The organism is Methylocaldum sp., assembly GCF_039794385.1.
Lineage (GTDB): Bacteria > Pseudomonadota > Gammaproteobacteria > Methylococcales > Methylococcaceae > Methylocaldum.
In genome coordinates this window covers 1-10,690 of sequence record NZ_JBDIVO010000150.1, presented here as the reverse complement: position 1 = coordinate 10,690, position 10,690 = coordinate 1, and the positions used below count along the sequence as shown (strand labels likewise).

14 protein-coding genes are annotated in these 10,690 nt (G+C 61.2%); 8 read left to right on the top strand and 6 right to left on the bottom strand.

Annotated features, from left to right (window positions below; all coding sequences use genetic code 11):
- The 5 genes from ABJK70_RS13595 to ABJK70_RS13575 form a co-directional block, all read left to right on the top strand.
- On the top strand, positions 1–208 hold a 208-nt coding region (locus ABJK70_RS13595; protein ID WP_347258236.1), incomplete at its 5' end, for an ArsC/Spx/MgsR family protein.
- On the top strand, positions 208–414 hold the full coding sequence (locus ABJK70_RS13590) for a hypothetical protein (RefSeq protein WP_347258235.1): 207 nt from the start codon (positions 208–210) through the stop codon (positions 412–414). The genes ABJK70_RS13595 and ABJK70_RS13590, both read left to right, overlap by 1 nt.
- Complete coding sequence (locus ABJK70_RS13585) at positions 411–2,021, top strand: nitroreductase family protein (protein ID WP_347258234.1); 1,611 nt, start codon at positions 411–413, stop codon at positions 2,019–2,021. Before ABJK70_RS13590 ends, ABJK70_RS13585 begins: the two co-directional genes overlap by 4 nt.
- Before the next feature lie 116 nt (positions 2,022–2,137).
- Positions 2,138–2,401 carry a hypothetical protein gene (locus ABJK70_RS13580; RefSeq protein WP_347258233.1) on the top strand — a complete coding sequence of 88 codons (264 nt, stop codon included), beginning with the start codon at positions 2,138–2,140 and terminating at the stop codon, positions 2,399–2,401.
- 38 nt (positions 2,402–2,439) lie between these two features.
- Positions 2,440–3,210, top strand: a complete 771-nt coding sequence (locus ABJK70_RS13575; RefSeq protein WP_347258232.1) for an ankyrin repeat domain-containing protein — start codon at positions 2,440–2,442, stop codon at positions 3,208–3,210.
- A 36-nt stretch (positions 3,211–3,246) separates the two neighbouring features.
- Here the strand turns inward: ABJK70_RS13575 and ABJK70_RS13570 are convergent, their stop codons facing one another.
- Positions 3,247–3,558, bottom strand: coding sequence for a hypothetical protein (locus ABJK70_RS13570; RefSeq protein WP_077729052.1), 312 nt, complete (start codon positions 3,556–3,558; stop codon positions 3,247–3,249).
- 212 nt (positions 3,559–3,770) lie between these two features.
- Between ABJK70_RS13570 and ABJK70_RS13565 the strand changes: the two genes are divergently transcribed.
- From ABJK70_RS13565 to ABJK70_RS13555, 3 genes are read left to right on the top strand one after another with little or no spacing between them, the layout of a single operon-like run.
- Positions 3,771–4,457: a fumarylacetoacetate hydrolase family protein gene (locus ABJK70_RS13565; protein WP_347258231.1), complete on the top strand. Its 687-nt coding sequence runs from the start codon at positions 3,771–3,773 to the stop codon at positions 4,455–4,457.
- Entirely contained in the window at positions 4,454–5,071 is a 618-nt protein-coding gene (locus ABJK70_RS13560) for a glutathione S-transferase family protein (RefSeq protein ID WP_077729050.1), read from the top strand. The genes ABJK70_RS13565 and ABJK70_RS13560 overlap by 4 nt, the downstream gene beginning before the upstream one ends.
- A 52-nt stretch (positions 5,072–5,123) precedes the next feature.
- Entirely contained in the window at positions 5,124–5,423 is a 300-nt protein-coding gene (locus tag ABJK70_RS13555; RefSeq protein WP_077729049.1) for a DUF6156 family protein, read from the top strand.
- 459 nt (positions 5,424–5,882) lie between these two features.
- Here ABJK70_RS13555 and ABJK70_RS13550 read toward each other — a convergent pair whose 3' ends face one another.
- From ABJK70_RS13550 to ABJK70_RS13530, 5 genes are all read right to left on the bottom strand, one after another.
- On the bottom strand, positions 5,883–6,428 hold the full coding sequence (locus tag ABJK70_RS13550) for a phage tail protein (protein WP_077729048.1): 546 nt from the start codon (positions 6,426–6,428) through the stop codon (positions 5,883–5,885).
- Positions 6,429–6,768: 340 nt separating this feature from the next.
- Positions 6,769–6,963, bottom strand: coding sequence for a Fe-S cluster assembly protein IscX (iscX, locus tag ABJK70_RS13545; RefSeq protein ID WP_077729047.1), 195 nt, complete (start codon positions 6,961–6,963; stop codon positions 6,769–6,771).
- Between the two features lie 198 nt (positions 6,964–7,161).
- Positions 7,162–8,037 (bottom strand): tRNA nucleotidyltransferase, encoded by an 876-nt coding sequence (locus ABJK70_RS13540; RefSeq protein ID WP_077729046.1) that lies wholly within the window; start codon positions 8,035–8,037, stop codon positions 7,162–7,164.
- On the bottom strand, positions 8,034–9,497 hold the full coding sequence (locus ABJK70_RS13535; protein WP_347258230.1) for a protein adenylyltransferase SelO: 1,464 nt from the start codon (positions 9,495–9,497) through the stop codon (positions 8,034–8,036). The genes ABJK70_RS13540 and ABJK70_RS13535 overlap by 4 nt, the downstream gene beginning before the upstream one ends.
- 136 nt (positions 9,498–9,633) lie before the next feature.
- Positions 9,634–10,527 carry an NRDE family protein gene (locus ABJK70_RS13530; protein ID WP_347258229.1) on the bottom strand — a complete coding sequence of 298 codons (894 nt, stop codon included), beginning with the start codon at positions 10,525–10,527 and terminating at the stop codon, positions 9,634–9,636.
- Positions 10,528–10,690 lie beyond the last annotated feature (163 nt).

Below are 10,690 nucleotides of genomic sequence, written 5' to 3'. Positions count from 1 at the left end.
ACAGGAAGCGCTGGCTCTCATGCTCGAAGATCCCCTGCTGATAAGACGGCCTTTGATGCAAGTGGGCGAGCGCCGGGAAGCGGGTTTCGACACGCAGCGCGTCCACGACTGGATCGGTCTGGCTCCGGCGATAAGCGACGGTTCGAACCTCGAACAGTGCCGGCGCGCCGAACACTGTCCGACGCCGGCCGGGAAGCATTCAGTCTGATGAATTCTGATAAGGCCTGCGTCGGGAAAGGATTCCCGACCTACGAATCCGCCACCGAGGAACGCCGAGTAGGTCGGCAATCCTTTGCCGACTTTAGGGCGTGCGTCGGGAAAGGATTCCCGACCTACCAACCCACCACCGAGGAACGCCGGGTAGGTCGGCAATCCTTTGCCGACGCCATGAAGCTACCGGGGGCGCAACCATGAATACCGTATCGGACGCTCTGGCGCGGGTACTGGCCTATCACGAGCGGACCAAGCATCGGCTGGAGCGTTATGCCGCGGGGCCGGAAACGCTCGATTGGGACAGCCAGCCCGACCCGTTCCGCCGTTTCGAGGGCGCCCCCACGATCCGGCTGCCCTTGGCCGCGGATCGGCTGGCGACGCCCTTCGGCGCTTTGTCGCTGCCCGAAACCGTGACGCCGCAAGCGCTTTCGCTCGAAACCGTCGGTATTTTGCTGGAATTGTCCCTGGGACTCTCGGCCTGGAAAGAGTACGGCCCGGATCGCTGGGCCCTGCGCTGCAATCCGTCTAGCGGCAATCTGCATCCTACCGAGGGCTATGTCGTCTGCCTATCGGTTCCCGAGGTTCCCGACGGCGTGTACCACTATGTCAGCCGCGATCATGTACTGGAGCAGCGCTGCCGGTTTGCCGAGCCCTCCACGGCCCCGCGACTGTTCGTCGCCTTGAGTTCGATCCACTGGAGGGAAGCCTGGAAATACGGCGAACGGGCCTTCCGCTATTGCCAACTGGATACCGGCCATGCCATCGGCGCATTGCGCTACGCAGCAGCAACCCTGGGCTGGCGCCTTAGTTGGGTGAGCGGTATCGGCTTTGCCGAATTGGCCGCCGGTCTCGGGCTCGATCGGAACGAGGACTTTTCCGGAGCCGAGCGGGAGGAAGCGGAGCTGCTGCTGGAAGTGATCGCCGATCCCGAGGACGCGAATTCCGGGAAGTTCGATCCCTCGGAACTGGTTCCGCCCGGAAGCGCGTGGAGCGGTCAAGCCAACGTGCTCGATCCCCATCCCATGTACCGCTGGCCGATAATCGAAGAGGTCGCGGAAGCAACCCGAGCGCTCGCCACTCCGCCCGAACCCGGCGTGATCGAAACCTACCCGCCGAGGCGGACCGATTGCCCGGAGCCGGCTGCCGCGCTCATCCGGCAAAGGCGCAGCGCGCAACATTTCGACCGGCGAGAAGTACTGAGCACTGCGGGCTTTTACCATCTGCTGGATGCCCTGCTGCCCCGCCGGATTACGCCCTGGGACGTGTGGAACCTCACCCCGCGCGTGCACCCGGTGTTCTTCGTGCATCGCGTCGAGGGGCTGGAGCCGGGACTCTATGCCCTTCCGCGCCGGACCGCGATCGAACCCGAACTGAGAGCCGCCTTCCGTAGCGATTTCTCCTGGACCAAGCCGGCGGGTTGCCCGGAACATCTGCCCTTGTTCAGGATCGCGGAGGCCGACTGCGGCAAGCTGTCCAGAGCCCTCCATTGCCACCAGGCGATCGGCTCTGACTGCGCTTTCGCCTTGGGGATGCTGACGGAATTCGAGCCGATCGTCGCCGCGCAGCCGTGGCGCTATCGGGAATTATTCTGGGAGGCGGGGCTATTGGGCCAGGTGCTCTATCTGGAGGCGGAAGCCGTCGGCATCCGCGGGACCGGCATCGGCTGCTATTTCGACGATGTCTTTCACGACCTCCTCGGACTTTCCGGCCGGGCCTTTCAGTCCCTGTACCACTTCACGGTGGGTTTCCCGCTGACCGACACGCGGATACTCACCCTGCCGCCCTATGCGGGGCGCGATCCGGACTGATCCGCGCATGACAGTACAACTTTTTACGAATCCCGAGAACAGTTCATTGAGCATTACGGTGGATAGATACATGAGCAAGATCACTGATGGTACGACTGCGGAAGGAGAATCAAGCGATGCCTGACACACAGGAACCTGTAATCGTCGTGGCGGAAGGCGAACAGTATGCGCTCTTGTCCAGCGGAAACGGCGCCACCTACATACTCCGCTCAAAGGAAGACCGGGCATCGACTTACATCGAGGGGGACGATGTCGCGGCGTTTCTCACGGAATTCGCCACAGTGAAGGCGCAGTACCCGAACTACGACACCGATCGGCTGCTGGCCCAGCTTTGGGACCAAGGCGGCTATAGCTGGATGGCGACTCCGGACGAGGAATGAACGAACCGGGCAAGTACTTTGAATATCGAGGAGACGTTATGACCGCGGAAACCGCGTGGCGACGGCTGAACGTCGCCGAAACCCAAGCTTTGCTGGAACAGCCGGAGCTGTTGATTTTCGATGTGCGAGACGCGGATTCGTTCGCGGCGGGACGCATAGGAGCCGCTCGGCATCTGTCGGGTGCCAATCTGGAGCAGGTGCTCATGCGGACGCCCAAATCGCAGCCGGTGCTGATCTACTGCTATCACGGCAATGCCAGCCAGACCTATGCGCAAATGTTCCGGGACTTCGGCTTCAAGACGATCTACGATCTGATCGACGGCTACGAGGCCTGGCGCGCCACCGTGCCCGCGCCGGGTTCCGCGGACTTGAGCCCTGCCCTTCGCGACTGGCTGAGCGAACAGGGTTTCCCGCCCGACGACATCGAGGCAACCCGCGACAACCGGATGACGCCCCTGATGCACGCCTGCCGGCTCGGCGACGAAGCCATCGTGGAGGCGCTGCTCGAAGCCGGCGCCTCGCTGGAACCCCTCAACAGCGACGGCAACAATGCCCTCTGGCTGGCCTGTTACGGGGAAAACCTCGGCGTCATAGGTCGCTTGATCGAGCGGGGCATCGCCGTAGACCATCAGAACGAGAACGGTGCGACTTGTCTTATGTACGCCGCATCCACCGGCAAAACAGCGGTCGTCGCTCGCTTGCTGGCGGCCGGCGCCGATACCGGCATCAAGACCCTGGACGATTTCACCGCCCTGGACATGGTCGCCAATCTGGATTGCTTGAACTTGCTGCGCGCAGCGGCACGCTAGCGATCCGTGCCGCTGCGCGCAGATTTGTCGACCGGCCTAGGCTTCCATGGCGTGGTGTTGAACCCCGCTATGCACCTTCACTCCGGTCTTGGGCTCCGCCCAGGCGAATCCCGCGTCCGGGTCCATCGGCGCCAGCCCATGCTCCTGCATGAGCTGGTCAGCCAGATCCGCGAGCTTACTTTCCAGGCTTTGAGCCGGATCATTATTGGGGTCTTCGAACCGGTCCAGAGAAATCTCCGGGCCTTCTTCACCGTCGATCATGTGGATGAGGAAAAGCTCTTCGATGCCGGGGCGTCCGTGTACCGTGGCCCTGAAGGTTTCTCCCCGATACGAGAATTCACGCACCATGTTACCTCCTGATCTTGGATTATTTTTGGTTAATAAAAACAATAACTTCTCTAAGTGCGCGCGAGGCACTTCGGGGCCAAATTCTACCACAAAAAGTATGGTTATTTTGCAACCCGATACGGTCTCTTTGCCGCACGAACAATCGCCGGTTTGCCGATACACGGCGTCAAAGAAGCCGCCAGCCTATCCGTTATTCGAAGAGGTTTAAAACCATGAAATACGCTTTTGCCCCTCCTCAGATCGTTACGCTTCCAGCCATGTCGTGCAATCCGTTTCCGGTGCGGCGCATCTTCTGCGTCGGACGCAATTATCCGGAGCATGCGCGGGAAATGGGCGCCGACCCGGAGCGCGAGCCGCCGTTCTTCTTCATGAAACCAACCGATGCCATCCTGCCCAACAACTCGGTCCTCCCCTATCCTCCCAGAACCGAGAATCTGCAACCGGAAGTGGAACTGGTCGTCGCCATGCAGCTCGGAGGCAGGCAAATCCCCATCGAGATTGCCAATGATTACATCTTCGGCTACGCGGTGGGCCTGGACATGACACTGAGGGATGTGCAAAAGACCGCGCGCGAAAAGGGACTGCCCTGGGATATGGCCAAGGGATTCGATCAATCGGCGCCCTGTTCCGCCATTACGCCGGAGTTCTATACGGGGGTGATCGCCCAGGGCAAGATCGAGCTCAAGGTCAACGGGGAGGTCCGGCAGAGCGCCGACGTGTCGGACATGATCTGGAAGATACCCGAAATCATCAGCTATCTGTCCACAATGGTGGAAATCTGTCCCGGTGACCTGATCTTTACCGGCACGCCGGCCGGGACCGCTCCCGTGGTCAAGGGCGATGTCATCGAAGCGACGGTTGCCGGACTCGAACCCTTAATCATCACCATAGGATCATGAAACTCTATATGACGCCCGGTTCGTGCTCGACCGGCATACACATTTTGTTGGAAGAATTGGACCTGCCTTTCGAGGCGTATCTGGTCAATCTCCTGGCGGGCGATCAGAACCGGCCCGATTATCTGGCCCTGAATCCGAAAGGCACGATTCCCACCCTGGTACGCGATGACGGCTCGGCGCTGACCGAGTTTCAGGCCATCGCCTGGTGGCTGGCCCGCGCCTACCCCAAGGCGAAACTGCTGCCGGACGATCCGGACGGCGAAGCGCGGGTGATCGAGGCCATGGCCTATGCCGTGGGCACGATCCACATGCAGGGTTTCGCGCGCATATTTACCACCGATCAATTCACGTCCAACGAAGCCGACCAAGACGCGGTCAAACGGCGTGGCATAGAGATCGTCGCCAAGGGTTACGCGGTGCTGGATACGCTGCTGAGCGGGCGGGAATACGTGGCGGGGCGGTTTTCCATCGCCGATGCGGCGCTGTTCTACGTGGAATTCTGGGGCGACAAGCTCAAGCTCGAACTGCCGGAAAACTGCCGGACGCATTATCGGCGCATGCTGGCCCGACCGGCCGTGCAGAGGGTATTGCGGGAAGAAGGCTATCGTGTTTGAGCGTCTATTAGCTCGTGTTCCATCTTTTCATTTCCAAGGAAACCAACACACCATGACCGATGCGATCGAAGGTCGTTGCCGCTATTTCCTCACCTACACCGGCGTGAAACTGCCGCTCAAGCTGATGACCGAACTGGAACCCGCCCAACTGGAAAACCGCAACACCTATTTCCGGGGATATTTCGACGATGAGGGCCGGCTGGTCGGCCTGCAAAAGCTGGTCTACGGGGAAGTGGAAATGGAACACCGCTATGCCTACCACGCCAACGGCGCCCTCAAGTCGGTCGAAATCGTCGACGCCGACGGCGAATTGAACGGGATGGCGTTCGACGAGAACGGCGAACCGATCTAAAGCCGCTGACTACGAGCGGCACCCTAAAGTAGGTCGGCAATCCCTTGCCGACGCAGAACTCGTCGGGAACGGATTCCCGATCTACTGGCCCGGAACGCGCATGTCCATGGTAGGGTGAGTTAGGTACACCCTCACACAAGGTGCGGTTGGGCCAACGGGTTCGTCGGCAAGGGATTGCCGACCTACGAATGCTTGAGTCGATCTACCCTGGCCGAAGGCGCCAGCGACTTCCGCCAAGCCTGTTTTGCCGTACGAGCGGGATGAAAACGCTCTAACTTTGGCGCGCACGGTAACCCACCAACACAAGGCTACCGAACATCGGTGGGTTACGGCGCACTCGAAGTACGGTGATCGACCATCAGCGCATACCGGAGTGCGCCTAACCCACCCCACTAAATCCCGGTTATCGTTTGTATATTCAAGAGAGCGGAGCTGTGGTATTCGGCACATCCCGAGGACCTACCGGTCACGCCGGATGCCATCCACAGCCAATACCACGATCTCGACCAGTTTGTGATCCTTATTGCCGAGGCTGACCGAAGAAGGCCATCCATTGAAAAACGACCACGTTGCTATGGGCGCCATGGTGTAGTCGTAAGCAATCAGTGACCCACTCTTGCGCGCTTCCCTCAACTTCCCTTCAATGATCATCTGTCGCCAAGCCCAAAGGTCGGCACCGGAATCCAGAGCTTTCATGCACACCACGCTATTCATTTTCAATCGACCGGGAATCTTTTGCACAATATCCTCCCGGCCTTTCTGACTTACAACTTTATGCTCCGTCACCTCGGTCTCCGAACCGAGTGTGCAATTGCTGAAGTAAACGTGGAACTCACCGGCCTGCAATTCAAAGACCATTCCGGAAGCCGGATCGCTGGAACTATCGATATTCGCAGAGTAGCTGGAACTCCCCGGCGAACTATTGACCGGCAGTCCGCCAGCCGCCGCGGTTGAAGTGATCGAGACAAGTCCGAGAGCCAGAGTCAAACCAGCAATGTGTTTCATGACCGTAATCTCCTTTCGAGTGGAAGTGAAATAACGCAGGGGAATAATTCCTGTCGCGTGACTTCTCTGTCTCAAAAGCGATGCCAGGTCGTGAGAGAAACGGGAACAACGCTCCAAGGCTTTGTTTTAGCATCAAATTATTGAACAAAGAGGAAAAGCGGCGGGTTCTCGGCTCGACCCAGCCGAGGCCGTTTTTTACGTCAATTCGTATCTAATACGATATGTCGTAAATTTGGTCATGACCTACTTCCATGCGAATACGAAAACGGCACATATCCAACAAAAAACGACCAAACCCGATTGGCAGGGCGGATCGCGTGCTGCAATCCTTTCTGCGGGGTTAGCTCACCTCGTCTATCCAGGCCATCTGCACGGCTTCGAGCACTTTCTCGTTGCATTTCTCGGCGCTGTCGTCGAAGCCGTCCAGGCGCATGATCCAGTCGAGCAGATCGGTGAACCGCACATACTTGGGATCGACGTCGGGATGGCTCTCGGCCAGCGCGATGGCGATGTCGAAGGTATCGCTCCATTTCATGGGCTTGCTCCTCAAGAGAAGGTTGGTGATGAAGTCTGGACTGGAAAACCCGTGTTATTCCAAATTGCTTTCAATAAGGAATTAATTTTTGTAGGGTGGGTTAGGCCGCGAGGCCGTAACCCACCGAGCGGCCTCGAATCGGTGGGTTACGCTTCGCTAACCCACCCTACGTAATATTCACTCGAATGCCGAATGGAATTACGCGTCGGCCCAGCGTTCGCTGCGCAATGCTTCGGCAATGGCCCGAGCTCGCTTTTCGAACGCCTGCGCCGAAACTTCCGGGTCGGTTTCGGTCGGCTCGGAGGCGGGCGCCATCTGTCCGGCGAAAGCCTTAAAAGCTAGCCGAAGCAGCTCGGCCTTGGGATACTCCGCACCGGCCCGCCCCGGATAGGCTCGATAGTCGCAGGCGCATACCGCCAACAACTGCTCGAAACGCTCGGGGTAATGGACCGCTTCCGCCCGTTCCAGCATGGCGGCGATCGCCGCGGCCCGCATGTCTACCGCACGGTGGACTCGATCGCATTCGCGCAGCACCAAGAGCGCCAGGTCGCGGCATTCGGCGGGAACCTTGAAGCGTTCGCAAACCGCTTCGACCAGGGGTTCGCCGCGTGCTTCGTGACGGTAGTGGGCGGGCCAGAATTCGCGCGGCGACGCCGCTTTCCCCACCTTGTGCAGCAGCGCCGCCCAGCGCGTGGCGAGCGGGGCGTCTATCCGCGCGGTTTCGTCGATCAGAAGCAGCTGGTGTTCGCCCACGTCGACTTCCGGCGGATCGTCCGCGCTCTGCGGAATTCCGAACAGCGCGTTCAGTTCCGGCAGCAATCGAGCCAGAGCGCCGCAACCGCGCAGGACTTCCAGCATCCGCGACGGACGCCCGCCCATCAGGCCTTGGGACAATTCCGGCCAGGCCGCCTCGGGATTCACCGCGTCGAGAGCGCCGTCCGCCACCAGGGCGACGAGCCTGACCATGGATTCGGGTGGCACCACGAAATCCGGGATGTGCGCGGCGCACGCCGCCAGCCGCAGGATGTCCAGCGGATCCTCGCCTAGAGCGGGTGGGATGGCATAGGTAATCATGACGAGCAGCTGACTTCGATGTGCCGCAGTTCTTCCGGAGGCGGGGCGGCGTAAGCGTCCATCTCCGGCTGCTCGTCGTAAGGCCGGGCGAGCAGGCGAACGAGCTTGGCGACTTCGGTATCGTCCCCGGCTTCGGCCTTTTCGATGGCGGCCTGGGCCAAGTGGTTGCGCAGCACGTACTTGGGGTTGACGCGGTTCATGTCCCAGGCACGGGCCTCGTCGTCGGTGTTTCCTTCGGCGCGCAATCGTGCCCGGTAATCGGCGATCCAGGCGTCGTAGGCTTCCAGGTCCACGATCTCCTCGCGGGCCCCGACCGCCGGCTCGTCGCTGTCGGTACGCACCTTGGAAAGATGACGGAAGCTCCGCGTGAAATCGCTCTTGCCGCGCTGAAGGATGGCCAGGAATCGGTTGACCAGATCGACATCGCCGTCACGCACCTCGTAAAGGCCCAGCTTGTCGGCCCAGCGGCGCATGATCGCCTGGGTATACACCGGGGCGTAGCGCTCGAAAATGCCGGTCGCGATTTCCAGGGCCTCCTCCTCGCTGTCCGAGAGCAGCGGCAAGGTCGCCCGCAGCAGCCTCGAGCAATTCCACTGGCCGATTTCGGGCTGTGCGTAATAGGCGTAGCGGCCCTCGAAATCGGAATGGTTGCAGATATGGTATTGCCGGAACGCGTCCATGAAGCCGAAGGGACCGTAATCCAGGGTCAAGCCCAGAACCGAGAAATTGTCGGTGTTCATGACGCCGTGGCAGAACCCGAAGGTCTGCCACTGCGTCATCAGCCGGGCGGTGCGCTCGACCACCTCGCCGAGCCAGGCGGCATGACGGTCGGAACGGTCTTTCAGATGCGGGAAATGCTCGTCGATCACATGGTCGGCCAAAGGCGCAAGGTGCTGGCGCTGTCCGTTGTGATAGAAAAACTCGAACTGTCCGAAGCGGACGAAACTGGGGGACACCCGGCAGACCACGGCCGCGGTTTCCACCGTTTCGCGGTACACCGGCTCCGGCGACGCCACCAGGCTCAGGCAGCGGGTGGTCGGTACGCCGAGGGCGTGCATCGCCTCCGAACAGAGATATTCCCGTATCGAGGAACGCAGCACCGCGCGCCCGTCGAGCCCGCGCGAATACGGCGTCGGCCCGGAACCCTTGAGTTGAAGCTCCATCCGCGCCCCGGCGGGCGTCCGAACCTCCGCGATCATGAGGGCACGCCCGTCCCCGAGCTGAGGAACCCATGCCCCGAACTGATGCCCGGCGTAGACCGATGCCGAAGGCTCGTATTTCGGCCACGGCCGGTTGCCCGCGAGAATCTCCAAGAGTTTCGGAGAATCGGCCTCGCTGACGTCGAGCCCCAGTTCCAGGGCCAGAGATCCGTTGAAGTGGACCATCCTGGGCTCGGGCAAGGGCGTTGCCGACACCGGGACATGATAGGGCTCGCCCAATTCCTTGTAGCGCGGAGCCAAGGGGAGCTCCCGATGAGAATGGCGCGGAGAAAACCCGTGCATCGTTTCGGATCGCAGTGGCGTACGGTCCGCCTGACCCCGCCTCGTTGAAGCTTTCCGACGTGCGGGCATGGCGCCGGCGTGTGCGTTACGAGTCTCAGTCATCGCCGGCGCTCCCGGAAAAGACTTGAGGGTCGATGCTCCATTCTTCGACCACACGCCCGGATTCGGCGCCTTCCGGATCGAAGCTGCGTTCCTCGAAGTAAACCCGGCCGTCCCGAGCCATGACCAAGGCGGTGCTGGAGCGGGTTCCGGATTCCGCTCCCACGACAAAACAAGCCGACAGGCGCTCCTCTTCCGCGCGGCCGATGCCGGTATCGGGCAGCCCTTCGTTTGTGGTTTCGCGATCCGCCAGCATGGCGAAACCCGCTTTCGCGAAGTCGGCCGGCGCGACCGGCTTGGCGGTGCAGATCGGATCGTCGGCGCCCCGAACGCCGGCCTTGGACAGATCCGAATAGGCGCCCAGCAGCATCGCGAAGCCGCCGTGCGTTCTCAGATAAGAACCCAGCAGCGTGTCCAGGCGCACGCACTTGGGCCAGGGTTCGTCCAGCAACCCGTCGGACAAGGTGTGAATGCCGGGAGTCAGCGCCAACGGCAAGCGGGCGCGGGTGGCGGCGTAGTACATGTGACGCGGCGACCCGATCAGCAGATTGAAGGGCGAATGTCCGCCCCGGCTGCGAGCGAAGCGGCGGGCGTGGACGACCGGCTCCTCGCCGGAAGAGAGATAGTCCAGCGGCAGCTGGCCGCGCGACGGCGCGTCCGGGTCCGAAGGCGCGCCGTCGCGAAACGGCGTGACCAGCGCGAAGCGTCCGTCGCGGGCCACGCCGAACCAGGTTCCGCCCCGCGCCAGGTCGCGACCGCCGAGACAGGAGGGCTCCTCCGACCACCATGCCGCCTGTGCGGTCGCGCGTGCATGCCTTTCGTCCCGGTTGGCAATCAGAATCAAGGGAAAATCGGGGTGGGCACCCCAGGCAAGTGCCACCGTGCTCATAGGAAAACCCGATCCTTAGTCGAATACCCCATCCCGTACGCCGAGCTGCGGGAAAGCCCCGAAGCGGGACAAGTGCATTGACCCGGATACGTCGAGATCGCAATATGCGCACTTTCACACATGACAAAATCACCCATGTCGGAAGAAACGATGCCGGATGAAT